A 26,064-nucleotide genomic window follows, 5' to 3' on the forward strand; every position below is an offset into this window, starting at 1 on the left:
GTCAAAACTCCTCGGGGTCTAGGGAAACGGGTTGCCAAGCGTTCGGGCCGCCGTAACGGAAACAACGGCCGTCGCCCGGCTCGATCCGCAGCAAATGCAGCCAGCGGTTCTCCACCAACTGCCGGACTTCGGCCTGGCTGTCCAGCACCTGTTCGATCATGGCCGCCGGGGCTTCGATGATCACGCTCAGGCGTACCGGCTCGTGGCGCAACGCCTGACCATCGTGCAGCGATTGCCAAGGCAGCCCGACCCGCAGGTCGCCGCCGTTACCTTCGAGGATACCGATGGTGCCGACCACGTTGTGCAGAACCTTGTTGCCGCTGCCGAAGCGCCGGTTGTCGACGGCCGAGGCGTAGTACTGCAGATTGATCCAACTGGCGACGACCATCGGCGCCGTCATGATCAGGTTCAAAATCGCGCCGTCGCCATCCTGGCGATAATCGTAGTTGTGCAGAAACACCCGGCCGTCAAAACCGGCGTGAGCCGTGCGTTGCCGCGGCGCGGCAATGAAGGCGGCGTTTCCGGCCAGGCCCCATTCCGGCCGGATCTGGGCCCAGTCGCGACTGCGTTTCAGCATCGCTTGCCACAGCGCCTTGGCGTCGACATCGGCCAGACCCAGAGCCGACGCCCGCTCCCGCCGCGACAATTGCGAGGCCTGCTCCAGCCAATCCTGCAATTGCGCTAGATCGGCGGCGAAGTAATGTGGTACCTGGTCCAGATCGAACAGCCGTACCTGATCGGTGGTGGTATCGTGCAGCCCGGCGACGAACCAGGTCTCCCTGGGGATGGCAATGCCTTGCGCCGCCAGACCGGCCCGAACCTCGCGGTCGTTGAGCACGGCCGCGGCCACCCGGGCGTTGGCTTCGCCGCTATGGCCGCCGCAGGCGCCGCAATCCAGTCCCGCTGCGTACGGATTGTTGACCGTGCTGCTGCCATGGCCGCAGAGCAAGACCAGGCGGGCGAAGCCGTCGTTCAAGCTCATGCCTTGCAAAGCTTTGCGGGCCAGTTCGATCCGTTCCCCCAAGGCAATGCCGGTTTCGACCACCGGACCGTTGGCGATCAGCCGCCCGCGCTGGCGGGTGATGACCGGCCCGATCCGCTGCACCACGGCCCGGTCCAGTCCGGCGCTACCCGGTTTGGCCACCGTGCGGGTCAAACCCAAACTATCGCTCAACAGCTTTCCGGCAAAGGTCAAACCGGAAATCTCGACGTAGGAAAAGCAGGAAACCGCCGAGTGTTTGAATCCCTTCCACAACCGATTCAGGCGTTTGTTGAGCCAGCGTTTTTCCAGGATTTTGCGCAGATCGCCGACATCGGCCTCGGCTACGCTCTCCCTGATCCGGAATTTCGGCTGCAATAACACCGGACATTGCGGCTGGCCGTGATGGTGGCCAAGGCCGATGTACTCGATCGGGAACCCAAAGAAACCGGCAAAGCCCAAGGTTTCGATGTCGGCGGACACCGCTTCCAGCGCCCGGCGATAGACTTCGGAGCGAACGTCGATGCAAAACACCGCCTGCAGCGCCTTGCGCTCGGCCGGAACCAGCTTTGCGGCAGGCGGCGGCGAGGCCAAGCGGGCCAATAGCGAGCGCTGTCCGGCCAGTTCGTAAGCCCATTGCAGCGCATGGCGAATCTGCAGCGAGTCCTCGGCAACCGGGTCGCTGGACACGGCCGACGCCTGCCAGCGCAAACGCCAGGTCTGCAGTTCCAGCGGCTGGGCGACGCGGATGTACAGGGCATAGTCGTAGGCCAGACGAATCGCCAACAACTCCAGCAAAGCCTCCGCGGCCTGCGCCGGCTCGTTCGGCCAGGTTTTATAGCGCAGCCAGGCGCTCCAGCCGGCGACAGTCAGCAGTTGCCGCTGGCAAAAATCCTCCAGCCGATCGTCTGCCACCCCCAGGGCGGCGAGTATCTGCGAAATCGCCGCGGCCGGACTCTCCGGCAGCGTGGCGATGCAGCGCCGAAAGTCAGTGATGCCGGCCAACTCGGGGGTACGATCGAAGGCCGCTGCCCGACGCCAGGCCGAGTAAAGCGGTTGATTGCGCCAGGGCATGCGCCAAGCCGACTGGCCTTCGTCGAAATAGGCAGCGCACCATTTCGAGATCTCGTCGGTAATCAATCCGGCCCAAGCGCTGCCGGTCTCGGCATCCAGGTGGTCGGCCAGTGTCGGCCAGCACGCCGGCGCCTGGTTCGCCGCCTCCGGCCGGGCATCGTGCAGCGCATCCAGACACTGCTGCAGCGACACGCTGCTGCCGGCCAGCGCCAAGGCCTGCTCGATATCGGCCATCCGGATCCGGCCGCTACGGTATTGTTCGGCGTAGAACCGGGTCGGCATCAACATCTCGCCAAAGCCGCTGCGGGTTGCCCATTGGCAGGCTGCGGCAAACGGCCGATCGCTCCAACCCAAAAACGGATTGACCGCGACAAAATGTTGCAACGGCCAGAGCGGCGCGATGCGGCGGCAGGCGCGCGTGGCGGCATCGATGTAGACGGCGGCAGTTACGTCGTTCGGTGCGGCTTTGTCGATAACGCCGGCGCCGGCCGGAGCAGATTTGATTTTGACTGAGGACAAGGCTGGGTTCATTGCGGCATTCCTCCGGAGTGACGATGGCTAAAGCGGGCCGATGCCAACCGCCGGCTAGCGAGCAGCCGGTTGGCGAGGGTACTGATATAAAAACCGTTGTAGATATGGACGTAGGCTGCCTGCCAGATTCCGGCAGCCGCCGGACCGGGGAACTCGATCTGCAACATCAGGATCGAGAAAAATCCGGCCAGGACGATACTCAGCAACAGGCCGTCGAACAGACTGTCGACCGGGATCGGCCCGGCCACATCGCCCGTCAGCAGGTTCAGAAAACCAGTTTGCAATGCGAAATACAACAAACTGGTGCCAGCGGCGATCAGGCTGGCGCGGAATATTTGTTTGGGGCCGGCCTGATGCGCCAGCGCATTCCACAGCAGGTAGGTCAAGGCCATTTGCAGGATCGCGCCGAGGAAAACGATGCCGGGTTCCGTGCCGGGACTCAGCCCGAACGCAGCGGCACTACCTACCGTCAATGCCGCTGCCGCCAAAAACGCCAACAGAAGTTCGCCGGGATGGCGGCTGTCCCGGATCGGGGGCGCCCAGGCGGCACGAGCAATGTCGACCACACTGCCGGAGGCGAGAAAGGCATGCGCTTTGTAGAGGGCATGCGCCAGGATATGCAGCAGCGCCGAGGAGAAGGCGCCCAAACCGCACTGCAGCATCATGAAGCCCATCTGACCGACGGTTGAGAACGCCAGCGATTTCTTGATGCTGGTCTGAGTCAGCATGGTCAGCGAACCGAACAAAGCGGTGAAGGTGCCGATCACGGCCAGCATATGCAAGGCCGCCGGCACCTGTACCAGGATGTGGCTCATCCGAATCACCAGAAAACCGCCGGCGTTGATGATGCCGGCGTGCATCAGCGCGGAAACCGGGGTCGGGGTTTCCATCACCTCCGGCAGCCAGCTATGAAACGGAAACTGGGCCGATTTCATCACCGCGCCGACGATCAGGGCAAAGGCTGCCGCCGTCAGCGCGGTTTCCTGGCCGGCGCCAAGTTCGGCGGCGAATAAGGCGCCGAACTCCAGCGTACCGAAGGCCTGATACAAGCAGACTCCGGCCAGGATCAAGGCAACATCGCCCAGGCGGCTGACGACGAATTTCTTGCGCGCTGCAATTTGCGCGCCCGGCCGCTCCGGGTAAAACAGCAACAAGCGGTGCAGGCTCAGACTGGTCGCGATCCAGGCCAGCACGAACCCGACAAAATGCCCGGAAATCACCAGGATCAATACCGCCGCGACGGTCCAGGACAGCCACTGCAGAAACCGGCGCTGGCCCGGATCGCCGTCCAGATAATTGCCGGAATAGCGGATCACGATCGCGCCGATCAACGCCACCAAACTGAGCATGATGGCCGACAGCCGGTCGATGTAGAGCGGAATGCCGGCGAAATCGCCCTGAAATTTGCCGCCGACGAAGATACCGACCGCGCAGAGCAGGGCGGCGAGGACCGCACCGCCGGCCAGCACGGCGCAAACCGCCGCGCTGGTTCTGGCCCTGACCGGAACCAGCACGGAAGCGGCGAGTCCGGCGCACACCAGTTGCGCCGGAGCAGCAATTGCGGCATAGGAAATCCAGGCGGTCATGGCCGCCTCCCTGCCGCAACGGCACGGCCGCAGGTTAGGAAAGTGGCTTGGACACGGTTTCTATCGCGGATGACGGTATGCATGACGATCTCCTGAGCAAGGGTAAGTGCGTGACCATGCTAGCAATCGGCCATCAATTCATCCAATATATGTATTTAATACAAACGTTCTCTTTTATTAATGAAAAAATGGCTGCACTGAATTATCACCACTTGCGTTATTTCTGGATGATCGCTAACGAAAGCAACCTGACCCGCGCCGCCGAACGGCTGCACGTGTCGCAGTCGGCGCTGAGCATCCAGTTGCGGCAACTCGAGGAATCGCTGGGGCAAAAACTATTCGAACGGGAAGGCAAGCGCCTGCAATTGACCGAAGCCGGCCGGATCGCGCTGGATTATGCCAACTCGATTTTCCGGGCCGGCGACGAGTTGATCAGCCTGATGCACGGCCGCTCCGCCGGCGAACGCCAACTGTTGCGGATCGGTGCGGTATCGACCCTGTCGCGTAATTTCCAGTTGGAACTGGTGCGCAGCTGGGTGCAACGCAGCGATGTCGAACTGGTGCTGCATTCCGGCAACCTGCGCGAATTGCTGCTGCAAATGCATGCGCACACGCTGGATCTGGTGCTGTCCAACCGGCCGGCACCGCGCGACGCCCAGGCCAATTGGCATTGCCATCTGCTGGACGAACAACCGGTCAGCCTGGTCGGCAAACCCGATGCCGAGGCCGCGCCGTTTCGCTTCCCGGAGGATTTGAACGGCAGGCCGCTGCTGTTGCCCAGCATCGAAAGCGAGATTCGCGGCGCCTTCGATTTTTTGCTGGAGCAAGCCGGGGTGCGGCCTGTCGTGGTGGCGGAAGTGGACGATATGGCGATGTTGCGCTTGCTGGCGCGCGAATCCGGCCATTTGACTCTGGTGCCGCCGGTGGTGGTGCTGGACGAGTTGCGCCAGGGCCTGTTGGTGGAACATTACCGGATCGCCGACATTCGCGAACGCTTTTACGCGATTACGCCCAGCCGGCAATTTCCGAATGCATTGTTGAAAGAGTTGTTGACCAATTCGGCCTGAACTTTAACCGCTGCGCCCGAGGCCAGGGCAGCATCGGCAGAACGTCATTCGCCGCTCTTGCCGAGCTCAGCCGTTTCTGACCCGGCCATAACTCCAATAGGCCGCGCAAGCGCCTTCCGACGACACCATGCACGAGCCCATCGGGTTTTCCGGAGTGCAGACGGTTCCCAATAATTTGCAATCCTGCGGCTTTTTGGCGCCGCGCAGGATGGCCGGGCATTCGCAGCCTTTGACATCGCTGGCTTTGATGGCCGGCATCGCGAAGCGGCGTTCGGCGTCGAATTCGGCGTAGTCCGGTTTGATGCGCAATGCGCTGTTGGCGATCAAGCCGAGGCCGCGCCACTCGAACTGCGGGCGCAATTCCAACACCTCGTCGACCAAGGCTTGAGCTTTTAAATTGCCGTCGCGGGTGACGGCGCGGCTGTATTCGTTTTCGACCTGGTGCCGGCCTGCGTTGAGTTGGCGAATCAGCATCAGAGCAGACTGCATCACGTCCAGCGGCTCGAAGCCGGCGATGACGATGGGTTTGGCGTACTGCTCGGCGAAGGTTTCGTAGGGCCGGCTGCCGATCACGCTGCTGACGTGGGACGGACCGAGAAAGCCGTCGATTTGCACCGGTTCCGGCGCATCCAAAATGGCTTGCATCGCCGCCGGGGTCAGCACGTGGTTGCAGAATACGCTGAAGTTTTTCAGGCCTTCGACCTGGGCTTGTTTGATCGCGACCGCGGTCGGCGGGGTGGTAGTCTCGAAACCGATCGCGAAAAACACCACTTGGCGGTCGGGGTTGGCGCGGGCGATATTCAGCGCATCTTGAGTCGAGTAAACCATGCGGATGTCGCCGCCGGCGGCTTTGGCTTTAATCAGGCTGTTGCGGCCAGTCGCAGGAACCCGCATCAAATCTGCGTAGGTGCAGAGAATGACATCATGCTGCTCGACCAGTTGGATCGCGTTGTCGATGCGTCCGGTCGGCAGCACGCACACCGGGCAACCGGGACCGTGGATGAATTCGACGTTGGCCGGCATCAGATCCTGCACGCCGTAACGAAAAATGGCATGGGTATGGCCGCCGCAAAACTCCATCAGCCGATACTGGCGGTCAGGATCGACGCTGTGCGCAATCGCGCCGGCCAGTTGTTGGGCGAGGTCGCGCTGGCGGAATTCGTCGATGTATTTCATGACGAGGTCAAGCCGGCTTCGGCGAACAATGCAAGGGTTTTCAGGGCTTCGTCTTCGTCGATTTTGTTCAGGGCGTAACCGACGTGGACCAATACATAATCACCTACTTTGATGTCTTCCACCAATGCCAGCGACACCTCGACCTTAACGCCGTCCACCGATGCGGTAGCCATGTCGCCGGCGGGTGCTATTTCAACAATTTGGGCAGGTAGGGCTAGGCACATCAGCAAAATCTCGTGATAAAAACGTCAAGACGTTGGACTATTTAACCGGCTTGCGATCCGGATCGGATTACGCCGTAAATCGAGCACCGCAAAGACGATAATCGCCGAATCGGTAACGTCGTAATAAATCGCATAAGGAAAGCGTTTGGCCAGCATGCGGAATAAACCGAATTGCTTTTCATGTATGCCGGCGTATAAGTGCAGGGATTCAATATCGGCAATCAAGCTGTCGAAAAAGTATCCACCGACTCCAGGTTGGCTGGCGTCGTAAAACCGTTTGCCCGTTTGTAAATCGGCGGCCACTTCTTCTAAAAACAGCAATTCTTTAGCGATCATTGATTGCGGTCTTTCAACTCCTGCAGCGTCAGCAATTTGGCTTGATGAGAGGCGAGGCGCTCCATTCTGCCGTTGAGCACCTCTTGGTGCCATTGCGGCGAGGCGATCGGCTCCGGCTCTCGGCAAAGACTGTCCCAGATTTCCTCCATCAACAACATGCGTTCGCTGACGGGGAGCGATTTGATTTCGGCTATGGTCATGGCGATACTCCTACTCTGCTCAAAGCCACTATACCCTATCTTTCGAGTTTGAAATGCAGGCGTCAGGCATAGCCATCCCCTGCAACGCCAACTCCGCCCGCAGCCATTGCAGCCAATGGTCCATGCCCTCGCCGGTTTTGGCCGACAGTTGCAGCACCCGGATTTTGGGATTGACCTGCTTGGCGTAGCGGAGGCATTGCTCGACGTCGAAATCCAGATGCGGCAGCAGGTCGGTTTTGTTCAGAATCATCAAATCGGCGGCATGGAACATGTCCGGGTATTTGATCGGCTTGTCCTCGCCTTCGGTGACCGACAGGATCACCACCTTGTGCGCCTCGCCCAAGTCAAAGGCCGACGGGCAGACCAGGTTGCCGACGTTTTCGATGAACAGCAGGCTTCTTTCCGGCAGGTTCAGGCTTTCCAGGGCGTGGCCGACCCGGTGCGCGTCCAGATGGCAGCCCTTGCCGGTATTGATCTGCACGGCCGGCACGCCGGTGGCGCGGATGCGGTCGGCATCGCGGGCGGTTTGCTGGTCGCCTTCGATCACGGCGATCGCCAATTCGCCCTGCAAGCGCTTGACGGTTTCCACCAGCAGCGTGGTTTTGCCGGAGCCCGGACTGGACACCAGGTTTAAGGCCAGGATGCCGCGCTCGCCAAAATAGCGCCGGTTGTCGCCGGCATAACGGTTATTGGCGGACAAAATATCCTGTTCGATCTGCACCATCCGCGCCGGCGTCAGGCCGGGCGCATGTGCGTGTTCCGGGCCATGGCTGTGTTCGTGGTGATGGTGGTGCTGGCTATGGCTGTGGACATGCCCATGGTGATGTTCGTGCCCGTCGCCATGTTGATGATCGTGTTCATGCGAGTGGTTCAGGCCCTCGCCGCAGCCGCAGACGCCGCACATTACTCTACCTCCAGTTCTTTGATTCGCATTTGGTCGCCGCCGACGATTTGCAGTTGATGGCTGCCGCAGCGCGGGCACACATCGTACAACTGGCTGACGCCGACATTTTCCCCGCACGGCAAACACCAGGCCACGCCGGGCAAGGCAATGATCTCCAACCGGGCGCCGTCCGCCAACGAACCGCGCATCACCGCATCGAAGCAAAACCGCATTGCCTCCGGCTCGACGCCGGCCAAGGCGCCGATTTCCAGCCAGACCGTTTTCACCCGGCCGAAGCCCTGGGTTTGGGCTTCGCGTTCGATGATGTGCAAAACGCCTTCGCACAACGACATTTCATGCATAGGGTTTCCATCCGTCCTGTTTCGGAGCCGTTTCAGGCCGTTAAGTTTCGTCCAATGCCAAACGATACGGCACGCAGGGATCGATCGCCTGTAGCCACCATGCCGCCTGCCGGCGTAAATTCTCCGGGTCCAGCGCCGTCAGTGCGCGCAAACCCTGCGCCAACACCGCGCCGGGCCGGCAATTCCATTCGGTCGGGGCGATCACCCGATAATCGACCACTCTGCCGGCCGTAAATTCGACCCGATGCATCAATAAACCGCGCGCGGCTTCGACTCGGGCCAGCCCGCCTGCGTTCGCGCCGAAGGCACTGGCCATCTGCGGCGGCGGCTCGCCCGCGGCAACATAATCCACCAATTTCGCCACTTCCGTTAACACCGCAACGAAGCGTGCCAACAAGCCGTTACCGTAGCGGGCCAGCAATTCGGCCAGTAGCGGATGACGGCGTTGCCGGCTTAACGGCGTCGATTCGCAACAGACACCCTGCCAATCCGGCTCCCGGCCGAACCGATCCAAATCGCGCGCCGCCAAATACTCGAACCAATCGCCGCTTGCCAGCTCCGGTAGCCAGGCCGGCTCGGTGCTCCCCAGCGCAAGCCAGTCCCAGCGGTACAACGCGCCGATTGCGGCAGCGGCGATGCAATCTTGCCCGACCAGCCAAGCCAGCAAATCCGCTTCGCTGGCAAGCTGGCGCCAGCCGGTCAGATTCTCGCCGAAAACCGCTTGGTCCAGCAAAGTGAGCAGTTCGGCGCGAATGCGGTCGACAGCGAACCGATTGCCCGGCAACCCGCTTGCGGCATTCACCGCTTCAGCGTCGTCAAGCAAAGCAGACTTATATTGTCGGTCCAACGCCATCAGCGCCGCCAACGCGGCTTTATCCGGCGGTCGGCCGACCAAAGCCGGCCAGTCCAGCAAGATGCGCCAACAATGCTCGCGCAGACTCTCCAGTACCACCACCATTCGCAGATCGGAGTCCGCCTTGGTTTCGGCGCCAAGGCCCAGCGCCGCCCGGCAAGCCAAAGAGGCCGCCAAGCTCTGGGCATTGCCGCAGAGGGTAAAAACCAGCGGCACGGTCGCCAGCACTTGCTCGGCGGTTTTTCCCAACAACACTTTTGCCGCGTCCGGCCGAGTCGAAACAATGCGCGGCGACCGGCCGGCGCCTAGTTCGATACGCAACTCGCCGGCCAGCGTCAATCAAGTGCCTCGCAAATTGCCGCGCAAAAAATCGCGGCGGCTGACGCTACGCGGCGCAGGCGCGGCCAACACGCCATTCAGGGCCGCTTCCGCCGCGGCAATCGCCGCGGCTTGATCGGCAAACTGTAACATCGGCGAAAACAGCGAACATTGGCCGTAGCGCCCCAAAGCCGGTTCCGCTGCCAGCGTAAATTCGAAACTGCCGTAGGGCAGCTCGCGCGAAAACTTGGCTCCCAGCGGCAATTGCCGCCAAGCGCTGTTCGGCCCCGGAAACACCATTAAATTCATCGACCACGGCGTCACCAAGACCCCAAGCCAGTCGTCGCCGGCACCACGAAACGGCAGCGCCTGCACCGACAACGCCGAATTCAGCAGCGGTACATCCTGCATCCGATCCGCCAGGATCGCATTGAACGCCAGTTCCAATCCCTGTTGGATTTCGCTACCAGTGCGCCAGTGCACGCTCAGTCCTCAAGCAATAGAAAACCTTGCTTCGGTGCGCCGCATTCCGGGCAACACCAATAATCCGGCAAGGCGGCAAAGGCAGTACCAGGCACAATCTGCGTCTCGGCGTCGCCTTCGGCGGGGTCGTACACATGCCAGCAAATCTTGCATTCCAATTTGGCGTCGGCCGGCAAGCGCGACGCGTCGCCGCCGTAAGCGCCGGCGAAAAAGCCCTCGCTCATGCGTAGACCGCCAATATTTCCTGCAAGCGTTGTGCACTGTCGGCAATGTCTTCCGCCGACGCGCAGGCCACGCTGGGAATGTCGCTGACTTCCAGCGTATTCAAAATCAAACTGTCCTGCGAATTGAAATACTGCACCCACCAGACCTTGCAGGTTGCGGTGGCGCCGATCCGGCAGTTGCCGTAACCGCGCGACAGAATCGTGGTCTGGCCTCTGCCCAGGCGTTGCTCCAGCAGCGCCAGGTCCTGCTCGGTTTGCGGCAACAAGCTCAAGTTGATCACCTGCGGCTCGGAGCCGGGCCGGTATTCGGCAATCTTGGCGTTCAACTCGGCCAACAGTGGCAGCGCATTCATCACGCCGTCCGGCAAATCGCGGATCGCGGTATCGATGCGGTTGGCGGCACCGGCGAAAGCGTTGTCGGTTAATGCCCGCGGCATCACGCCGACCTCCAGAGCATCGGCGATCAAGCGGTTTTGTCCGTCCAGACGCTGCACCCGCCAGACGCCGGCCAACACGGATTCCTGTATCCGCCAACCACCGCCGCCCAGTGCGCTGACTTCGCCCTCGCCGAGCAACTCGTCGATAAAGCGGCGGTTGGCGTCATCCAGTCCGATCAGATCGATAGGCCCGCCGGTCTGCGGGAAATGTTGCAGGTCGTGCAGCAATTGGTCCGCTACCGCCTTGGCGGCGGCCAGCACCGGGCTAGTCAAATTGGCCGAAAGCTGCGGCATCCGATAGGTCGCCATTTCTTCCGGCATCGTCAAATAATCCAGCTCAGCGCCGTCTGCCTCGGCGGGTTGGGAGCCTTGGCCGAAAATTGGGAGGGGGATTGAGGTCATATTTTGGCCGTCGTTTCGAGTTGTCTGTTGAATTTATGGGGGTTTGTTTTATTGGTGTCGCTATCGCGAGGATGATTTTGCATGTCGGTTTCACGAAAAACATCCCTGTTTTTCGCCCTGCGGGTGGCTCCGCATGCAAATCAGCTATCCTGCCGATTTGTCGGCCCGACAGCCGAGTAACTTTTCTTTGCCAAAGAAAAGTCACCAAAAGAAAGGCCACCCGGCATTCCGCGCTAATCCTGCGCTTCTCGCTTTTGCCGAGGGTTTTCGGAAAGGCATCCCAGTCCCTCCGAAAACCCTCGGCAAAAGCTGCGATGCTCGGAGCGGAATAACAGGGTTAAAAACATTCCAAATTCAAAGGAAAGTCAGAAAGATGTGGAGTATGCACCGCATACATCTTCCAACTATTAAAATTTATTTTGCCAGACAGCTTCTTAAAGTTAAAAAATTAAATCGGACGGGCTAATTTGCCTTATTTTTGGCGGCTGCTTCAGGCACCTCGAAAGGAAAAAATTGACCAGAAGATGATTTTACAAGCGTATTGAATCCAGAGACTTTCCATGAAGTAGATTCTCCAAAAACCCAAATCACTTCGTATATTGGCTCCTTGTCACCAGAGAATGTGGTTTTATAAACATATTGCCTATAAAAACCACTAATTGCTCCTGGTGGATTCTTATAAGGGGTGCTACTGATGAATTGCCTATTTAAAACTTTATCCAAATATCTTCTTTCCTTAACGAGAACCTCTTCAAACTGTTTATAAGGATATGTTTTCTTGAAGTCAGCAGCCATCGATTCGTAAGCCTCTGGATAATGCATATCATCAACAACTTTCAACCAAAAGTCTGATATTACTTTTGCATCTCCAGTGGGTTCCTCGATTGAAACTTCTACTTGTGCTGGCAATACAGGAGAAAAAAAATAAACTATAATGAACAGTGCAAGCGCCCCGCCAGCCCGTAGTAAGTTTTTGAATGATACATTCAAAAATCCAGGCAATACGGCTCCAACTCCAGCCGCTGCAAGGGCAATAACAATTCGAAAAATTGTATATTCAAATGCCGTAGGGTTTGGACGAAAAAATGCAATTGTAAGTATCGCACTAACGAATATTACACCAAATGCAAATGCAGCAATTGTTTGCCAGTTTTTTGAATTTTCTTCAATCATTATTTCTAGCTTGATTAAATTATTACTCAATTTCTGCAAGCAACAAGTCTAGCTGCTCGTTGCTGTCCAAACCCATGTTGAGGTGTTGCTCCTCCGCCTTGAATAAAATATTGATAAGCGGCGGTTACTTCTTGCTGAGAAGCTGTTTTTGCAGCGCAACAATCGGCCTCGAGTTCCTTTTGTTGAGGCCAAATTTGTCTAATTGTATGCCCCAATCTTATATGACAATATTCATGAGCCCTGTAAAATCCGCATAAAAAAGGGCCGGCGAGGTTGCATAAATCGGGGTTATAGTAAATTACAGGCTGACCATTTGGTAGAACAAACACAGCAGCTATGTCGCCTAATTGCCGATTAGGTATTTCGGGCACACCCCATTCTGCATAAGACTCACTTGAAAAAACAAAGAGAAGAACTAACATTTTATTAAAAAAGTAATTCATTTTGTACTCCTTAGTTAGTAGTGTTCAGCGCCAACCTTTTACCACATATAAAAAATGTTAAAAAACATTTTTCTGTCGTTCCCACACGCTACATCACTGGCATTGAGGAAAGAAGCAGCCCCAATGAAAAACAATATTTCGACTAGCGCCCTTGGAAGTTGAGCAATGCGCAGTTCTGTAGGATCTGCTGAACGGACTGAAGCGCATCGGTCGCAAACGATGCGCCGCCCTTCGTCGGCAGAATCCTACAACACAATTGCGATTCTAGCTTTCAAAATCCTCCAACAATAACTCATCTAGCGACGGGGCAATCCCGTTATTCCGCCCCGAGCATCGCAGCTTTTGGCGAGATTAGCCCGCAGGGGAGCGGCAGGGATGCCGCTCGTTTTCGGAGGGCCAGGGATGGCCCTTCCGAAAACCCTCGGCAAAAGCGAGAAGCGCAGGATTAAGGCGGAATGCCGGGTGGCCTTTTCTTTGAATACTTTCTTTTGGCCACGCAAAAGAAAGTATTTCGGCTGTCTGGCCGAAACCCGACTTTAAAACACCCGTCGCGATAGCGACACACACTATCTATGGGATAGCTAGAATGCCCGCCATTGATCTAACGGCAAACTGTCTTGCTCCAAAGCCTGGTTATAAGCCGCAATAAATTCAGCGCTTAGATATTCGGTTTTTATGCTCGGATGATGTTTGCGATTTACATCAGCTATTTTCCGAGCTTTTTCAGCAACGGTCTTGCCGCAAACACCCTGTACTGTGCCTGCAACATATTCCGCTGCGCGCCTTGCCGACTCTTCGCCCCAAAGCCGTTCGAACTCGGCTTCCGAATGTTTGATATGCATATAGGTAATACTCCACTCGATTAAAACCCCCACCTTTCCGACAGTATACGTCCAACATTCCCCCATCGCGATAGCAACACCAAATTGTTAAAGAGCCGATGAGATTCCCCTCACCCTAGCCCTCTCCCGCAAGGAGAGGGGATTAGACCGCTAAGCTATTTAAAGCCTTCGAACACCGACAGCAAGCATCGTCAAAAACAACATTAAGCGTGTCCAACGCCGCAGACTTTCCCCAAATCAAACCCCGGCGGCTGCCCCGGCTCGGCAGCCAAAATCCTGGCAAATTCCTGCCCGTATTCCGCCCAATCCTTGATCCCGGTAATCACACCCAAATACTCACCGCCGCGCAAAAACACCAGGGACGGCCAACTGGTAAATCTAAATCGGGCTTGCAATTCGCGTTCGATGGACTTGTCGATCAGTGCGCCGTGTAAGCGCCCGGCAAAGGCTTTTAACAACTCCGGCAAAATCACCGCTACATCGTGGCTTTCCGGAAACATCACTGGATCATTGGCAAAAAACAGCACCACCGTTTCATGACCGTGTACGAATAGATCGTAACTGTCGGCATCCAGCAGCGGCAGGCCGTGGCGGGTTTGCAATTGCTCCAGCAACGGTGTGCTCATGTGCGTAAAAACTCCGGCAATTCGGGTTCGCGCTCGACCAGGTCGGCGAACAGGTGGTCGAAGTTGGTGTGGCCCTGCATCGCCAGTCGCATCGCTTCCAGAGCGTCGCCGATTTGCCGGGCTTTGTCGGCGCTGATCACTTCCCGGGCGGTGTCCAGAAACACCAGCAACCAGGCGCCGGGCGTTTGCTCACCGACCAGCATGGTGTCGATACGGCTGAGCTGGCCGCGGTATTCGCACAAGGCCGACTCGGCCCCGGCCTCGACCACCCGCATCGGTATGCCGATACACATCAGTATTTCCCCCGGTAGTCGACATCGATAGGCAGCGCGTCGGTCAGCGGTTGCGGCGGTCGGACCTCGAACGCGGCCGAACGGACCACGCGCTCGTCTCCCAGCCGGCAAGCGCTGTCGGCGTCGGGGCGTTCGGTTTCGTAACGGCCGATATTCAGGATCGGATCGGCCAGCTCGACTTCGGTTGCCAGCGGTTCGGCCGTCACGCCGCAATCGGCCAGATAAGCCAACGCCAGTTCGATGGCCGGCTGGATTTGCGCTTTGACCTTGGACGTCAAACTGCCACCGTAGTCCTCGAGCTCTTCCGGCTGGACGCCGATCAGCAACAGACTTTCCGGATAAGCGCCGAGCATTTGCGCCATCGCCAGCACCTCTTGAAAACCGGTCTGGTGCAGGCTCATTTTTTTGGCGCCAAGAAAGTTAGGCACGTCTTCGTTCTCGACCCGTTTTAACGTACCCGGCGCCAAACCGTAATCGACCGCATCGAACACCACCAGCACCTCGGCGTTTTGCACGTGTTCGATCAGATAGACGCCCTGAGTACCGCCGTCGACAACCTGCACCTGATCCGGGAATCGGTAGTGTTTTTGCAGATGCTCGATAACGCGCACGCCAAAGCCTTCGTCGGCCCAGAGCAGGTTGCCGATGCCGAGCAGCAGAATACGTTTTCGTTCCGCACCGCTCATTCTGCGTCGTCAATCGGGTCGTTGTTTTTAAACGTGCGCCAGCCGGTCGCTATCGTCGACAGCATGCTTTGTCCGGACAGTTTTTCTTCGCGCACGGCGACGTAGACGTGAATCAGCACGAAGCAGACGATGAACCACATCGCCAAATGGTGCCAGGTATGCACGGTTTGACTGTCGCCGAACGCCGCCAACACCCAACTGCTGAACCAGGTAAATTGCCAGCTCTGTTGGCCGGCGCCTTCGCCGTACAGGGCCAGGCCGGTGACGATCAAGAACAGCAAACCCCAGACGAACAGATGCATGGCCAGAATCGCCAGCGGGTTATGGCCGATATAGTGCCGCGGGGCTTTGGCTATGAAAGCGTACCAGCACAGCTCGTGCCAGACCCCGTCCCAGAAATGGGCTTTCCAGACCGGCGGCATGAAGATTTGCCGGGCATGTTCGTTGCCGGCGTAGGCCCAATAAATCCGGCCGACAAAGCCGACCGCCAGGATATAACCGGCGGCGAAATGGGCGAAACGGATGTAGCCCATCAAGAAGTGTTCCGATGCTTCGCCGGCGGGCGACGCCAACGGCTCGGCGATCAGGTAACCGGTCAGCGCCAGGACCACGATAGCCAACGCATTAATCCCATGCCAGAGTCTGACCGGCAGTTCGTAGACGTAGACCGCGGCAGCCGGTGCGCTCATTGCGGCCGTCCTCCGCGACGGGCGAACAGGGCCAGTCCGGCAATAACCGTCAAACCCAGCGCATACAAATAGGGCTGGCTGGCGCTGTCCATCGCCAAGTGTTCGAGCCGATGGGAAACACTGTCCAGATCGGGCCGGTTATGGGCTTGGGCCGCGCTTACCACCGAGCTCAAAACCATCGCTAACAAAAATTTGTTCATCGTATTCTCCGTGCTGGGCGGCGGGATACGGAGCCGCCGGGAAATAGTGGGTCTAGCGTACTTTGACGCGCGTCAGTTCCTGGCCGTCCGGACTCATGACGTGGGTCGAACAGGCCAGACACGGATCGAAACTGTGCAAGGTGCGCAAAATCTCGACCGGTTCTTCCGGACGCTCGACTTTGGTATTCATCAACGAAGCCTCGAACGCGCCGATGTTGCCTTGCTCGTCGCGCGGCGAGCCGTTCCAGGTGGTCGGTACCACGCACTGGTAGTTGGCAATCTTGGTATTCTCGATTTTCAGCCAATGGCCCAACGCGCCGCGCGGGGCTTCGGTGAAACCCACTCCCTTGACGCTACTCGGCCAGGTATCCGGGTCCCAGCGCTCGACGTTGGCGGTAGCCAGATCGCCGGCCTTGACGTTGGCGATCAGCTTGTCCATGAAGTAACGCATCTTGCCTGCGGCCCATTGCGCTTCCAAACCGCGGGCGGCGGTGCGGCCCAGCGTCGAGAACAGCGCGCTGACCGGCACGTCCAGGGTTTTCAAGACAAAATTGATTTGCTCGCTGATCTCCTTATTGCCTTGAGCGTAACCGATTACATAGCGGGCCAGCGGACCGACTTCCATCGCATGGCCGTTCCAGCGCGGTGCCTTAATCCAGGAATATTTGGCCGATTCGTCCAGCTCCTGGATGTGGGTGCGATCGCCTTTGGTTTTAGCGCCGATTTTGTAGTTCGGTTCGGTGACGCCGTCCCACGGATGCAGGCCAACCGCTTCGTCGGCGTACTTGTACCAGGAGTGCGGCACGAATTCCTGAATCTGCTTGGGATCGGTCAGATCGACTTCGTAGACCTTGCTCAGGTCGCCGTTGATGATCGCGCCGCGCGGCATCAACAGATTGGCCGCTGAATAGTCGTTGGCCTTATCCGGAATGTCGCCGTAGGACAGCATGCTGGCCCCGGCCAAGCCGCCGCCGTAGAGCCAGCTCTTGTAGAACTGGGCGATGGCCAGCAAGTCCGGGATGTAAACTTGGTCGATAAAAGTGATGGTGCGGTCGATGATCGACGAAATCAGGTTCAAGCGCTCCATATTGACCGCGCCGACCGCACCGACGCCGTCGATATTGATCGCGCACGGCACGCCGCCGACCAGCCAGTTCGGATGCGGGTCCTTGCCACCGAAGATGGTGCGGATTTTCATGATGTCTTTTTGAAAATCCAGCGCTTCCAGATAGTGGGTCACCGCCAGCAGATCGGCTTCCGGCGGCAACAGATAGGCCGGATTGCTCCAGTAACCGTTTTTAAACGGGCCGAGCTGGCCGGACTCGACGAATTTTTTCAGGCGGTTTTGGGTGTCGCGGAAATAGCCGGGCGAGGATTTGGGATTGCTCGGCGAAATCTGTTGCTGCAACGCCGAGACCGCGACCGGATCGGCTTTCAGCGCGTTGACCGGGTTGACCCAATCCAGCGCGTGCAGATGATAGAAATGCACCAAGTGATCGTGGGCCTGCAAACTCAATTGCATGATGTTGCGGATCGAGTTGGCGTTTTCCGGGATTTTGATTTTCAACGCATCCTCGACCGCGCGCACCGAGGTCAAGGCGTGGGTACCGGTGCAAACGCCGCAGATGCGCTGGACGAAGGCCCAGGCGTCGCGCGGGTCGCGGCCTTTCAAAATCACTTCCAGGCCGCGCCACATGGTGCCGCTGGACACTGCGTTGCGAATGATGTTTTCCTCGTCGATATTGACTTCGCAACGCATGTGGCCTTCGATCCGGGTCACCGGATCGACCACCACGCGGCGGCCGGCGTCGTTCAGATGAAAACCGTTGGGGGTAGCAGTGACGGTCATGATTATTCGGCTCCGGGTTGTTTATCGGCTTGTTTGGCGCGGTTCAAGGCAGTCAGACCGGCATGAGCGGCGACGCCGGCGGTGACGATGCCGGCGGCTGTACCGCCGACCACGTCGGCATTGGCTTCGATGCCGAACTGGTTGATGCCGGTCAGGCGGTCGTAGAAACTGCCCTTATCCCAGAACCCGTCCTCGGAACAGCCGATACAGCCGTGGCCGGACTGGATCGGAAACGACGTGCCTTCGTTCCATTTCACGGTGGAGCAGGCGTTGTAAGTGGTCGGTCCTTTGCAGCCCATTTTGTACAGACAGTGACCCATCCGCGCCGCCTCGTCGTCCCATTGTTCGACGAACTGGCCGGCGTCGAAATGCGGCCTTCTATAGCATTTGTCGTGGATGCGCTGGCTGTAGAACATTTGCGGCCGGCCTTGTTTGTCCAGCGTCGGCAACTTGTCGAAAGTCAGCAAATACGCCACCACCGCGGTCATGACTTCGGCGATCGGCGGACAGCCGGGGACTTTGATGATGGGTTTGTCGGCCAAACCGGGTACTTTATGTACCGGCGTGGCGCGGGTCGGATTGGGTTTGGCGGCCTGCACGCAACCCCAGGAGGCACAGGAGCCCCAGGAAATGATGGCTTTACAGCTTTCGGCGGCGTACTTGAGTTGCTCGACGAAAGGCTTGCCGCCGATGATGCAGTACATGCCGTCCTCGGCCAGCGGCGGATTGCCTTCCACGGCCAGAATGTAATTGCCTTTGTATTTTTCGACGATCTCATCGACGATGGCTTCGGCCTGATGGCCGGCGGATGCCATGATGGTGTCGTCGTAGTCCAGGGACAACATCGACAGAATCACGTCTTTAGCCAGCGGATGGCCGGAACGGATGAAGGATTCGGAACAGCAGGTACACTCCAGACCATGCAGCCACAACACCGGAATCCGCGGCTTGGTTTCCATCGCATGGGCGATTTTCGGCGCGAAGGCCGGGCTCAAACCCAGCGAGGCGGCGGTCAGGCTGCAAAACTTCAAGAAGCTGCGGCGGGTGATGCCCTGCCGGCGCATCACATCGTAAAAGGTTTCGATCATGGACACTCCCGGCACGGCGCAGCCCGGAGTCATGTGCGGCCCAGTCGCGCGTGTTTATGCCGTTACTCAGTTTATTATTATGGAGACGGCAGCGCCGCCTCGGCCCGCAGAGAAAGAGCAACATCCATGCCGACGCATCGGCCCGGCCAAAACCCTGTGAATCGTAAGAAAATAAGCCACCGACGCGCCTTATGCGTGTCGGCTATGTTACAAACTCGACAATAACCACAACGATTTGCCGCAAAGCAAACAATACCGACCGCGACCCGCTGGCGGATAAAGCGGCCGAACCGGACAGGAGAGTTTTATGACGACGCGGATTTTGATACTGACCTTCATCGCCTTGAGCGGCAGCCAGACGGCATGGGCCGACTGGGACCCGGCATTGGAGGCCAAAGCAGCCGCCGAGCAAGCCAGACAACAGCAAGCGCAAAAAATGCCGGATGCCGCCAAGGCGGAGCCGGAGGTGATGGACGACAAACGCAAGGCGTTGGGCGTGGCGGCGCAGGGCAAGACAGACGCCGAAGTCGACCGGCTCTACCAAGTCCAAATCCGGCAAAACCAGGAAGAAACGGAACGATTATCGGCGGAAACCCGCGCGCTATTGAGCAGCGGCCAGGGCGCCGCGGCGGTGAAGCAAATCACCGGTAAAACCTTGCAGGAATTGGAAAACATGTCCGACGCCGAAGCCGAAGCGCTGGCACAAGAGTAGGAGAAAAAATACGGCCAATAAAGCGCGGAGCGTCAACCGGCGCTGCCAATATTGCGGCGCCTCAGCCTTGAAGCGCGACAGCTATTCGCCGTCGATTTCCTGCTCCAATAAGGTCCGCAGGCCGGCCGGCATTTCCAGGGTCTCCATGTCCCAGCCTTCCAGTTCCAAGACGTCTTTCAGGCACTGCTCCATGATTCGGTGCGCTTGCTCGCTGGCTTCGGCGATGCGGGCGTGGACCTTGGTTTGCACCTCGCTCCGGCTGCGGTCGGCGCAATTCGCCTGGTAATCGAACAGGTGACGCAAACTGTCGATCTGTACGCCGACCTGGGACGGGCAGGAACACAAATACAGGATGGATTGGATGTTGATGCGTTGCAGTTGAGCTTTGCTAAATTGGGTTTCCAGTTTCATACGGAGGGCTCTGGTATCGGTATTGTTATAGTTATCTAAGCGCCACTCCTGGCTAGAATCCGCCGGCCCGTTCCGTCACGGCTCGGCCGGCATAGGCTATCAAGGCCACCGCCGCTTAGCAATCACTGCCGCTTGATTTTAAACAGGTGGCCGCCGTAGTTGACGACGATGCCGTCTTCCATGATCTGTTTCAACTCCAGCCGGTCTTTGATCATCTGGCCCGGCACGTATTTGACCATATCGATCATGACGAAGCGTTCGGCCGGGACCGGCGAATAACTGTAGACGTTGATCGGCAAGGCGGGCAAGGACTGGCGTACGTCCGCCGGCAGGTCTTCCAGCGCCTGCAACGCGGGTTTAGCCGGCAGCGGGGCCGCCGCTGGGACCGGCTCGGTAACTGTCTCGCGGATTGGCGGGGCGGCCTGGGCGGCAGGGCTGGGGACGCCAGGCTCCGGCAACGGCTTGGCGGCAACGACCGGATCGGGCGGCGGCTTTTTGGCCTCGACCGGTTTAACGGCGGCGGCCGCAGCCGCAGCGGCAACATGGGCCGGCTCCGGCTTGGCCTTGGGCGTAGGCTTCGCCGGCAACGGCAGCCGGTCGGCCGGTTCGGGCCGGTTCGATTCCGCGAGCGGCTGCGGCGGCAACTGAATCGACGTGGCAGGCGGCGGGGTGTCGTGCGCGGCCATCCGCGGTGCGATGCCGAGAAAATAGGCCAGAATTGCCGCGTTGACCGCCAATAATGCCGCGATGATTTTGGCCGCCGCTTGCCGCTCCGGCGACTGTTGCAGCACGATTCGGCTGGCGACCGTATCCGGTTGGCTGGCTTGCCGCTCCCGTTCCGATTTGCGCAATGCGTTCAGGATGTAAGACATGTCTAAAACCCTAGTGCCGGCCGGCCTGCAAATGTGGCGAATCGGCGGCGCCGGTTAAATTATCGAGTTCGATCAAAGTTTTGGCGCCGGCGACACCGTCGGCAGCCAAACCCTGTCGGCGCTGAAATTGGATCACCTGCTGTTTTAGCGTCACATCGAAAGAATCGGGCGCGGTCTCGGCCCGCGGCAAAACCATGACTTGCCCCAACTTCTCCCGCAACCACAATACCTCGGCCGACTTCTGCCCCACGCCAATATCGGCGGCGCCAGGGCGCGGTGAACGCCACAATAACAGATAATTCCCGCCCCAAGCCGCCAGCACATCGGCCAATGGAAAATGCATCGTAGCGCCGGACTGGACCAAGGCCTGGTCTTGCTCGACGCCTTGAATCGGCAAGAAGCGCTTGCGGCCCTGGCTGTCGACAAACTCCAGCAGGACCGGCCGATCCAGACCGAGGACATCCTTCCAATTGCCTTTGCCGGCCAGGCAATGCAGCCCTGATACGGCCACCAGCTGATGGCAGTCAGTCAACCCATCGGCCGGCAGAGACACGCCCCAAACTCGCAACAATTCGCCCAGTGCGGCCTCGAACGCCGGTGCCGAGTGCTCCAGCCAATCGCGAAATGCCGGACTTCCCGGTTGGGCGGCAAGCGGTTGCGGCGCAGCCGCTGCTGGAATAGCTAACGGTTTTACCGGCGGTATCGCCGGCAAGCCGTGACGCCAGGCATAAAACCCCGCCATACCGGCCAGCAAAACGAGGCTGGCCGCAATCGACACAGAAAATCGCGGCAGCCAACGCTGCAACCCCAGCGTTTCCCGCGCCGAGCGGTTGACGATGGCCGGCGTAATCCGCCCGGTGTTGGTGGCATAGGCGCCGAGCAAGGCTCTATCGCACAAGATATTGATCAGCCGCGGCACGCCGGCCGAATAGCGGTAGATCAGACGAAACGCGGCGGCGCTGAACAGACGGTGGCTGCCACGGCAAACCCGCAACCGGTGTTGAATATAAGCTTTGGTTTCGTCGAACGACAGCGGCAACAGATGGTAGCGCGCGGTGATGCGCTGGTTGAGCTGGCGTAACTCGCGGCGCGCCAGCATCGCGTTCAGTTCCGGCTGGCCGACCAGAATAATTTGCAGCAATTTGGCCTTGCTGGTTTCCAGATTGGTCAGCAGCCGAATCTGCTCCAACACTTCCAGGCTCAGATTTTGGGCTTCGTCGATCAACAACACGGTACGGCGGCCATTGGCATAAGCCGCCAACAGATAGCGGTTGATCGCATCGATCAGGCTTTTCGCCGTCATCGCCTCGTGGGCTATGCCCAACTCGTCGCAAATCGTCGCCAACAGTTCAATGGCGTTCAACTTGGGATTCAAGATCAAGGCGATATCGATATTTTCCGGCAATTGTTGCAGCAAGCAGTGGCACAACGTGGTCTTGCCGGTACCGACCTCGCCGGTCAACGCCACGAAGCCGCCGCCGCGGTCGATGCCGTACAGCAGATGCGCCAGGCCCTCCTGATGCCGCTCGCTCATATACATGAAATGCGGATCGGGCGAGATCGAAAACGGCGCTTCGCTGAAGTTGAAGTATTGTTGGTACAAGGTAATGGCGATCCCAAAGAAAACTTGGCAGATGCTGATTTAAAGCCGGGCGAAGTGCAGTTAAAAGCTGGTACGTCCTGCAAACGGCCAGCGAACCCTCTCGATCACGGCAGCCCCTTTTTTAATTCCGCAACCACGCTGGCGGAAATCCGGTAACCGGCTTGATTGAGCTGGGTAACCGCTGCCTCGGCGTTATCGAGCAAGCCTTTACGCTGTCCCGCAAACAATACAGCCGCGGTGCCAACGATGTCCAAATGCATGCGTAAAGCCTGCTTGCGCGCCAGACCGTCATCCAAAATCAGCAGTGATTTGCCCGACCGCTGTAAAGCCAACTCGATACTGGACTGTTCGCCCGGTCCCAGGCTTTTGGATAATTTGTGTTTAGGTTCCGGGTTGGCGACACATTGCACCCAAGCCGTGGCCAATGCCTGCCGAATCAGCAGGCCATCCCGGGTAAGATTGCAAAGGCATTCGTCGGCCACCGCTTGCGTGACGGTGATTTGGTGGAACAACGCCGGCAGTAGCGGCAATTGGCCGATCTTGGCCAGCGCGATCAACGGGCCGGCATCGGCGATTACGACAGCCACGAATCCAGGGTCTGCATTTCCTTGCCGGTTTGCTGATCGGCCTCCACCAAATCGATATCCAACTGAGTCAGATGCTCGATAAACTCCGACAAACTCAAGCCGCTGACTTGCGCGGCGGCGCCCAACGACAACACCCGGTCCTTGAACAAACTGGCCGCCAAGGCGGGTTTGAGCTGTTCGTTAATATCGCCCAGCGACGTTTTTAAATTAAAGAGTAACGCATTCGGCTGATTACCTTTCAAAATCAACACCGGTTCCTGCTCGGCATGGCGCAAAGCTTCCGACGGATTTTTTTTCAAATTCCTGACATTGGTGGCGTACACGGCGCTACTCCCGATTAAAACCCGGAGTGTAGTCCACACTCCGGGCCAACGCAATTCGGTTTAGGGTTATACCCAAGCAGACTCGGTGCTTACGCGCGGATGCTTCGCTACGGTCCTGAAACCTTAGGGCCAAAGCCAGTCGTCGGCCTCCGGCAAATCCACACCATGCTCGTAGGCGTAATGCCGACACTCGATCTGCATGTCGCGCATCTTTTCCTTGACATGGGCGCCGGCGACTTTCAAGCCGGGCAAGCGGTCGATCGCATCGATCACCAGACTAAAACGGTCGATTTCGTTTTGAATCGCCAACTCCAGCGGCGTGTTGATGCTGCCTTTTTCCTTGTAGCCGCGCACATGCAGATTTTTATGGTTGGTGCGGCGGTAGGCCAGGCGGTGGATCAACCACGGGTAGCCGTGGAAGTTGAACAGAATCGGTTTGTCCAGCGTGAACAGGCTGTCGAAATCCTTGTCGCTCAAGCCGTGCGGGTGCTCGCTGGCCGGCGTCAGTTTGTATAAATCGACGACGTTGACGAAGCGGACTTTCAACTCCGGAAAGTGTTCGCGCAGGATCACGGTCGCGGCCAGAGCCTCCTTGGTCGGGATGTCGCCGGCGCTGGCCATCACCAAATCCGGCTCGGCGCCGGCATCGTTGCTGGCCCAGTCCCAAATGCCGATGCCTTTGGTGCAGTGTTTGATCGCCGCGTCGATGTCCAGATATTGCAGGTGCTTTTGTTTGTCGCAAACGATGACGTTGACGTAGTTGGTGCTGCGCAGGCAATGGTCGGCGACGGCCAACAGGCAGTTGACGTCCGGCGGTAAATAAATACGGGTGACCGCCGGGCTTTTATTGACCACCAGGTCCAAAAAACCGGGGTCCTGGTGGGTAAAACCATTGTGGTCCTGGCGCCAAACGGTGGATGTGATCAGCAGGTTCAACGACGACACCGGCGCCCGCCAGGAGACCGCCTGCATCATCGCCAGCCACTTGGCGTGCTGATTGAACATCGAGTCGATGACGTGGACGAAGGCTTCGTAGGTCGAGAAAAAGCCGTGGCGGCCGGTCAGCAAATAGCCTTCCAGCCAGCCTTCCAGCGTGTGTTCCGACAGCATTTCCATGACCCGGCCATCGACAGACAGCTCGCCACCGTCGGCATCTTCCGGCAGGAAGTCGGCCAGCCAGGTTTTCTTGCTGGCGGCGTAAATCGCATCCAGCTTGTTGGAGCTATTCTCGTCCGGACCAAACACGCGGAAGTTGGCCATATTGTCGGCCATGATGTCGCGCAGGAACTGGCCGAGCGGGCGGGTGTTTTCGGCGCTGATTTTGCCGGGGCCGGGCAAGGCCGCCGCGTAATCGCGAAAATCCGGCATCCGCAGCGCCCGCCGCATTACACCGCCGTTGGCGTGGGGTGTCACGCTCATCCGGCGCTGGCCTTGCGGGGCCAGGGCTTTCAGTTCCGGCAGCAAACGGCCGTCGGCGTCGAACAATTCTTCCGGTTTGTAGCTACGCAGCCAGTCTTCCAGTTGTTGCAAATGCGCCGGATTTTCTCTCACCGCGGCCATCGGCACTTGGTGAGCGCGCCAGAAACCTTCGACTTTATGGTCGTCGACGAACTTGGGCCCGGTCCAGCCTTTCGGCGAACGCAGCACGATCATCGGCCAACGCGGCCGCGTCACTTCACCGCCGTTGCGAGCCGCCTGCTGTATCTCGCGGATTTCCAGTAAACAAGCGTCCAGCGTCTCGGCCATTTTCCGGTGCATCGCCAGCGGCTCGTCGCCTTCGACGAAATACGGCGTCCAGCCGTAGCCTTTGAACAAATCCTCCAGCTCCTGATGGGAGATGCGCGACAACAGCGTCGGGTTGTTGATCTTGTAGCCGTTCAAATGCAGGATCGGCAACACCGCGCCGTCGCGGGCCGGATTCAGAAATTTGTTGGAATGCCAGGACGTCGCCAGCGCCGCGGTTTCGGCCTCGCCGTCGCCGACTACGGCCGCGACCAGCAAATCCGGGTTGTCGAAGGCTGCGCCGAAAGCGTGGGAAATGCTGTAACCCAGCTCGCCGCCCTCGTGGATCGAACCCGGCGTTTCCGGCGTGCAATGGCTGCCAATGCCGCCCGGAAACGAGAACTCTTTGAAGAACTGGCGCATGCCCTCTTCGTCCTCGCCCTTATTCGGGTAGATCTCGCTGTAGCTGCCTTCCAGATAGGCCGGCGCCAATACGCCGGGCGCGCCGTGGCCGGGGCCGGCGATGAACAATACGCTCTGGTCGTATTGCTTGATGATCCGGTTCAAATGCACATAGGCAAAACTCAGACCCGGACTGGAGCCCCAATGGCCGAGCAGGCGGCGCTTGATGTGTTCGGGCTGCAAGGGCTGGCGCAGCAACGGATTGTCGCGCAGGTAAATCATACCGGCGGCCAGGTAATTGCAGGCGCGCCAATAGGCGTTTATCTGTTGCAATTCGTTATCGGAAACTGGAGTGCTCTTATTCATCGTTGCTTCACCGTTGGGTTAAAAACGCCGCACATCGCTGTC

31 protein-coding genes are annotated in these 26,064 nt (G+C 58.7%); 3 read left to right on the plus strand and 28 right to left on the minus strand.

The window, feature by feature from the left end; translation table 11 throughout:
- Position 1: 1 nt before the first annotated feature.
- Complete coding sequence (locus tag ACH518_RS01600; RefSeq protein ID WP_445371619.1) at positions 2–2,584, minus strand: YbcC family protein; 2,583 nt, start codon at positions 2,582–2,584, stop codon at positions 2–4.
- The gene (locus ACH518_RS01605) at positions 2,581–4,170 is read right to left on the minus strand and encodes a proton-conducting transporter transmembrane domain-containing protein (protein ID WP_445371620.1); all 1,590 of its coding nucleotides are present in this window, start codon (positions 4,168–4,170) and stop codon (positions 2,581–2,583) included. Before ACH518_RS01605 ends, ACH518_RS01600 begins: the two co-directional genes overlap by 4 nt.
- A 77-nt stretch (positions 4,171–4,247) precedes the next feature.
- Here ACH518_RS01605 and ACH518_RS01610 point away from each other — a divergent pair, with 77 nt between their 5' ends.
- Complete coding sequence (locus tag ACH518_RS01610; protein ID WP_260839226.1) at positions 4,248–5,237, plus strand: LysR family transcriptional regulator; 990 nt, start codon at positions 4,248–4,250, stop codon at positions 5,235–5,237.
- A 66-nt stretch (positions 5,238–5,303) separates the two neighbouring features.
- Here ACH518_RS01610 and hypD read toward each other — a convergent pair whose 3' ends face one another.
- Genes hypD through ACH518_RS01660 form a run of 10 tightly spaced genes read right to left on the minus strand, consistent with a single transcriptional unit; the run spans position 5,304 to position 11,135 of the window.
- Positions 5,304–6,413: a hydrogenase formation protein HypD gene (hypD, locus tag ACH518_RS01615; RefSeq protein ID WP_445371621.1), complete on the minus strand. Its 1,110-nt coding sequence runs from the start codon at positions 6,411–6,413 to the stop codon at positions 5,304–5,306.
- A complete protein-coding gene (locus tag ACH518_RS01620) occupies positions 6,410–6,637 on the minus strand; it encodes a HypC/HybG/HupF family hydrogenase formation chaperone (RefSeq protein WP_367154331.1) in 228 nt (75 codons plus the stop codon). The genes hypD and ACH518_RS01620 overlap by 4 nt, the downstream gene beginning before the upstream one ends.
- Positions 6,638–6,661: 24 nt before the next feature.
- The gene (locus tag ACH518_RS01625) at positions 6,662–6,973 is read right to left on the minus strand and encodes a type II toxin-antitoxin system RelE/ParE family toxin (protein WP_445371622.1); all 312 of its coding nucleotides are present in this window, start codon (positions 6,971–6,973) and stop codon (positions 6,662–6,664) included.
- A complete protein-coding gene (locus ACH518_RS01630) occupies positions 6,970–7,173 on the minus strand; it encodes an addiction module protein (protein ID WP_445371623.1) in 204 nt (67 codons plus the stop codon). The genes ACH518_RS01625 and ACH518_RS01630 overlap by 4 nt, the downstream gene beginning before the upstream one ends.
- A gap of 28 nt (positions 7,174–7,201) precedes the next feature.
- A complete protein-coding gene (gene hypB, locus ACH518_RS01635; protein ID WP_445371624.1) occupies positions 7,202–8,077 on the minus strand; it encodes a hydrogenase nickel incorporation protein HypB in 876 nt (291 codons plus the stop codon).
- Positions 8,077–8,418, minus strand: coding sequence for a hydrogenase maturation nickel metallochaperone HypA (gene hypA, locus ACH518_RS01640; RefSeq protein ID WP_140911505.1), 342 nt, complete (start codon positions 8,416–8,418; stop codon positions 8,077–8,079). Before hypA ends, hypB begins: the two co-directional genes overlap by 1 nt.
- 40 nt (positions 8,419–8,458) lie before the next feature.
- Complete coding sequence (locus tag ACH518_RS01645; protein ID WP_140911506.1) at positions 8,459–9,610, minus strand: nickel-dependent hydrogenase large subunit; 1,152 nt, start codon at positions 9,608–9,610, stop codon at positions 8,459–8,461.
- Positions 9,611–10,072 (minus strand): [NiFe]-hydrogenase assembly chaperone HybE, encoded by a 462-nt coding sequence (gene hybE / locus ACH518_RS01650; RefSeq protein WP_445371625.1) that lies wholly within the window; start codon positions 10,070–10,072, stop codon positions 9,611–9,613.
- Between the two features lie 2 nt (positions 10,073–10,074).
- Complete coding sequence (locus tag ACH518_RS01655) at positions 10,075–10,296, minus strand: rubredoxin (protein WP_445371626.1); 222 nt, start codon at positions 10,294–10,296, stop codon at positions 10,075–10,077.
- On the minus strand, positions 10,293–11,135 hold the full coding sequence (locus tag ACH518_RS01660; RefSeq protein ID WP_445371627.1) for a hydrogenase expression/formation protein: 843 nt from the start codon (positions 11,133–11,135) through the stop codon (positions 10,293–10,295). Before ACH518_RS01660 ends, ACH518_RS01655 begins: the two co-directional genes overlap by 4 nt.
- Positions 11,136–11,268: 133 nt before the next feature.
- On the opposite strand from ACH518_RS01660, the gene ACH518_RS01665 reads away from it, so the two are divergent.
- A complete protein-coding gene (locus tag ACH518_RS01665) occupies positions 11,269–11,601 on the plus strand; it encodes a hypothetical protein (RefSeq protein ID WP_445371628.1) in 333 nt (110 codons plus the stop codon).
- Here the strand turns inward: ACH518_RS01665 and ACH518_RS01670 are convergent.
- The 10 genes from ACH518_RS01670 to ACH518_RS01715 all read right to left on the minus strand — a co-directional run bounded on the left by ACH518_RS01670 (position 11,598) and on the right by ACH518_RS01715 (position 19,024).
- Complete coding sequence (locus tag ACH518_RS01670; protein ID WP_445371629.1) at positions 11,598–12,308, minus strand: DUF4019 domain-containing protein; 711 nt, start codon at positions 12,306–12,308, stop codon at positions 11,598–11,600. The genes ACH518_RS01665 and ACH518_RS01670 overlap by 4 nt on opposite strands.
- A gap of 26 nt (positions 12,309–12,334) precedes the next feature.
- The gene (locus ACH518_RS01675) at positions 12,335–12,751 is read right to left on the minus strand and encodes a hypothetical protein (protein ID WP_445371630.1); all 417 of its coding nucleotides are present in this window, start codon (positions 12,749–12,751) and stop codon (positions 12,335–12,337) included.
- Between the two features lie 581 nt (positions 12,752–13,332).
- Positions 13,333–13,593 (minus strand): hypothetical protein, encoded by a 261-nt coding sequence (locus tag ACH518_RS01680; protein WP_445371631.1) that lies wholly within the window; start codon positions 13,591–13,593, stop codon positions 13,333–13,335.
- Positions 13,594–13,796: 203 nt separating this feature from the next.
- Positions 13,797–14,219, minus strand: coding sequence for a hydrogenase (locus tag ACH518_RS01685; protein WP_445371632.1), 423 nt, complete (start codon positions 14,217–14,219; stop codon positions 13,797–13,799).
- Complete coding sequence (hypC, locus tag ACH518_RS01690; RefSeq protein ID WP_445371633.1) at positions 14,216–14,512, minus strand: HypC/HybG/HupF family hydrogenase formation chaperone; 297 nt, start codon at positions 14,510–14,512, stop codon at positions 14,216–14,218. The genes ACH518_RS01685 and hypC overlap by 4 nt, the downstream gene beginning before the upstream one ends.
- A complete protein-coding gene (locus ACH518_RS01695) occupies positions 14,512–15,198 on the minus strand; it encodes a HyaD/HybD family hydrogenase maturation endopeptidase (protein WP_445371634.1) in 687 nt (228 codons plus the stop codon). The genes hypC and ACH518_RS01695 overlap by 1 nt, the downstream gene beginning before the upstream one ends.
- Positions 15,195–15,887: a Ni/Fe-hydrogenase, b-type cytochrome subunit gene (gene cybH, locus ACH518_RS01700; RefSeq protein WP_445371635.1), complete on the minus strand. Its 693-nt coding sequence runs from the start codon at positions 15,885–15,887 to the stop codon at positions 15,195–15,197. The genes ACH518_RS01695 and cybH overlap by 4 nt, the downstream gene beginning before the upstream one ends.
- Positions 15,884–16,087: a hypothetical protein gene (locus tag ACH518_RS01705; protein WP_140911516.1), complete on the minus strand. Its 204-nt coding sequence runs from the start codon at positions 16,085–16,087 to the stop codon at positions 15,884–15,886. The genes cybH and ACH518_RS01705 overlap by 4 nt, the downstream gene beginning before the upstream one ends.
- A 52-nt stretch (positions 16,088–16,139) precedes the next feature.
- Complete coding sequence (locus tag ACH518_RS01710) at positions 16,140–17,936, minus strand: nickel-dependent hydrogenase large subunit (RefSeq protein WP_445371636.1); 1,797 nt, start codon at positions 17,934–17,936, stop codon at positions 16,140–16,142.
- A gap of 2 nt (positions 17,937–17,938) precedes the next feature.
- Positions 17,939–19,024, minus strand: coding sequence for a hydrogenase small subunit (locus tag ACH518_RS01715; protein WP_445371637.1), 1,086 nt, complete (start codon positions 19,022–19,024; stop codon positions 17,939–17,941).
- A gap of 307 nt (positions 19,025–19,331) precedes the next feature.
- Between ACH518_RS01715 and ACH518_RS01720 the strand changes: the two genes are divergently transcribed.
- Positions 19,332–19,736 (plus strand): hypothetical protein, encoded by a 405-nt coding sequence (locus ACH518_RS01720; protein ID WP_445371638.1) that lies wholly within the window; start codon positions 19,332–19,334, stop codon positions 19,734–19,736.
- Between the two features lie 81 nt (positions 19,737–19,817).
- Here the strand turns inward: ACH518_RS01720 and ACH518_RS01725 are convergent, their stop codons facing one another.
- From ACH518_RS01725 to ACH518_RS01750, 6 genes are all read right to left on the minus strand, one after another.
- Positions 19,818–20,147: a hypothetical protein gene (locus ACH518_RS01725; RefSeq protein WP_140911519.1), complete on the minus strand. Its 330-nt coding sequence runs from the start codon at positions 20,145–20,147 to the stop codon at positions 19,818–19,820.
- A gap of 122 nt (positions 20,148–20,269) precedes the next feature.
- On the minus strand, positions 20,270–21,019 hold the full coding sequence (locus tag ACH518_RS01730) for a general secretion pathway protein GspB (protein WP_445371639.1): 750 nt from the start codon (positions 21,017–21,019) through the stop codon (positions 20,270–20,272).
- Between the two features lie 10 nt (positions 21,020–21,029).
- Positions 21,030–22,622 (minus strand): AAA family ATPase, encoded by a 1,593-nt coding sequence (locus ACH518_RS01735; protein ID WP_445371640.1) that lies wholly within the window; start codon positions 22,620–22,622, stop codon positions 21,030–21,032.
- Between the two features lie 104 nt (positions 22,623–22,726).
- Positions 22,727–23,209: a DUF3368 domain-containing protein gene (locus ACH518_RS01740; RefSeq protein ID WP_140914386.1), complete on the minus strand. Its 483-nt coding sequence runs from the start codon at positions 23,207–23,209 to the stop codon at positions 22,727–22,729.
- Positions 23,197–23,532: a UPF0175 family protein gene (locus tag ACH518_RS01745; RefSeq protein ID WP_186289697.1), complete on the minus strand. Its 336-nt coding sequence runs from the start codon at positions 23,530–23,532 to the stop codon at positions 23,197–23,199. The genes ACH518_RS01740 and ACH518_RS01745 overlap by 13 nt, the downstream gene beginning before the upstream one ends.
- 123 nt (positions 23,533–23,655) lie before the next feature.
- Positions 23,656–26,022 (minus strand): phosphoketolase family protein, encoded by a 2,367-nt coding sequence (locus tag ACH518_RS01750; RefSeq protein ID WP_445371641.1) that lies wholly within the window; start codon positions 26,020–26,022, stop codon positions 23,656–23,658.
- Positions 26,023–26,064: the final 42 nt, after the last annotated feature.

The organism is Methylomonas sp. HW2-6 (assembly GCF_052474525.1).

What these genes read in the sequence shown, in the direction of transcription:
- ACH518_RS01600 (WP_445371619.1), bottom strand. Translation starts at nt 2,584, where the DNA reads ATGAACCCAGCCTTGTCCTCAGTCAAAATCAAATCTGCTCCGGCCGGC.
- ACH518_RS01605 (WP_445371620.1), bottom strand. Translation starts at nt 4,170, where the DNA reads ATGACCGCCTGGATTTCCTATGCCGCAATTGCTGCTCCGGCGCAACTG.
- ACH518_RS01610 (WP_260839226.1), top strand. Translation starts at nt 4,248, where the DNA reads ATGCATGACGATCTCCTGAGCAAGGGTAAGTGCGTGACCATGCTAGCA.
- hypD (WP_445371621.1), bottom strand. Translation starts at nt 6,413, where the DNA reads ATGAAATACATCGACGAATTCCGCCAGCGCGACCTCGCCCAACAACTG.
- ACH518_RS01620 (WP_367154331.1), bottom strand. Translation starts at nt 6,637, where the DNA reads ATGTGCCTAGCCCTACCTGCCCAAATTGTTGAAATAGCACCCGCCGGC.
- ACH518_RS01625 (WP_445371622.1), bottom strand. Translation starts at nt 6,973, where the DNA reads ATGATCGCTAAAGAATTGCTGTTTTTAGAAGAAGTGGCCGCCGATTTA.
- ACH518_RS01630 (WP_445371623.1), bottom strand. Translation starts at nt 7,173, where the DNA reads ATGACCATAGCCGAAATCAAATCGCTCCCCGTCAGCGAACGCATGTTG.
- hypB (WP_445371624.1), bottom strand. Translation starts at nt 8,077, where the DNA reads ATGTGCGGCGTCTGCGGCTGCGGCGAGGGCCTGAACCACTCGCATGAA.
- hypA (WP_140911505.1), bottom strand. Translation starts at nt 8,418, where the DNA reads ATGCATGAAATGTCGTTGTGCGAAGGCGTTTTGCACATCATCGAACGC.
- ACH518_RS01655 (WP_445371626.1), bottom strand. Translation starts at nt 10,296, where the DNA reads ATGAGCGAGGGCTTTTTCGCCGGCGCTTACGGCGGCGACGCGTCGCGC.
- ACH518_RS01660 (WP_445371627.1), bottom strand. Translation starts at nt 11,135, where the DNA reads ATGACCTCAATCCCCCTCCCAATTTTCGGCCAAGGCTCCCAACCCGCC.
- ACH518_RS01665 (WP_445371628.1), top strand. Translation starts at nt 11,269, where the DNA reads ATGCAAATCAGCTATCCTGCCGATTTGTCGGCCCGACAGCCGAGTAAC.
- ACH518_RS01670 (WP_445371629.1), bottom strand. Translation starts at nt 12,308, where the DNA reads ATGATTGAAGAAAATTCAAAAAACTGGCAAACAATTGCTGCATTTGCA.
- ACH518_RS01675 (WP_445371630.1), bottom strand. Translation starts at nt 12,751, where the DNA reads ATGAATTACTTTTTTAATAAAATGTTAGTTCTTCTCTTTGTTTTTTCA.
- ACH518_RS01680 (WP_445371631.1), bottom strand. Translation starts at nt 13,593, where the DNA reads ATGCATATCAAACATTCGGAAGCCGAGTTCGAACGGCTTTGGGGCGAA.
- ACH518_RS01685 (WP_445371632.1), bottom strand. Translation starts at nt 14,219, where the DNA reads ATGAGCACACCGTTGCTGGAGCAATTGCAAACCCGCCACGGCCTGCCG.
- hypC (WP_445371633.1), bottom strand. Translation starts at nt 14,512, where the DNA reads ATGTGTATCGGCATACCGATGCGGGTGGTCGAGGCCGGGGCCGAGTCG.
- ACH518_RS01695 (WP_445371634.1), bottom strand. Translation starts at nt 15,198, where the DNA reads ATGAGCGGTGCGGAACGAAAACGTATTCTGCTGCTCGGCATCGGCAAC.
- cybH (WP_445371635.1), bottom strand. Translation starts at nt 15,887, where the DNA reads ATGAGCGCACCGGCTGCCGCGGTCTACGTCTACGAACTGCCGGTCAGA.
- ACH518_RS01705 (WP_140911516.1), bottom strand. Translation starts at nt 16,087, where the DNA reads ATGAACAAATTTTTGTTAGCGATGGTTTTGAGCTCGGTGGTAAGCGCG.
- ACH518_RS01710 (WP_445371636.1), bottom strand. Translation starts at nt 17,936, where the DNA reads ATGACCGTCACTGCTACCCCCAACGGTTTTCATCTGAACGACGCCGGC.
- ACH518_RS01715 (WP_445371637.1), bottom strand. Translation starts at nt 19,024, where the DNA reads ATGATCGAAACCTTTTACGATGTGATGCGCCGGCAGGGCATCACCCGC.
- ACH518_RS01720 (WP_445371638.1), top strand. Translation starts at nt 19,332, where the DNA reads ATGACGACGCGGATTTTGATACTGACCTTCATCGCCTTGAGCGGCAGC.
- ACH518_RS01725 (WP_140911519.1), bottom strand. Translation starts at nt 20,147, where the DNA reads ATGAAACTGGAAACCCAATTTAGCAAAGCTCAACTGCAACGCATCAAC.
- ACH518_RS01730 (WP_445371639.1), bottom strand. Translation starts at nt 21,019, where the DNA reads ATGTCTTACATCCTGAACGCATTGCGCAAATCGGAACGGGAGCGGCAA.
- ACH518_RS01750 (WP_445371641.1), bottom strand. Translation starts at nt 26,022, where the DNA reads ATGAATAAGAGCACTCCAGTTTCCGATAACGAATTGCAACAGATAAAC.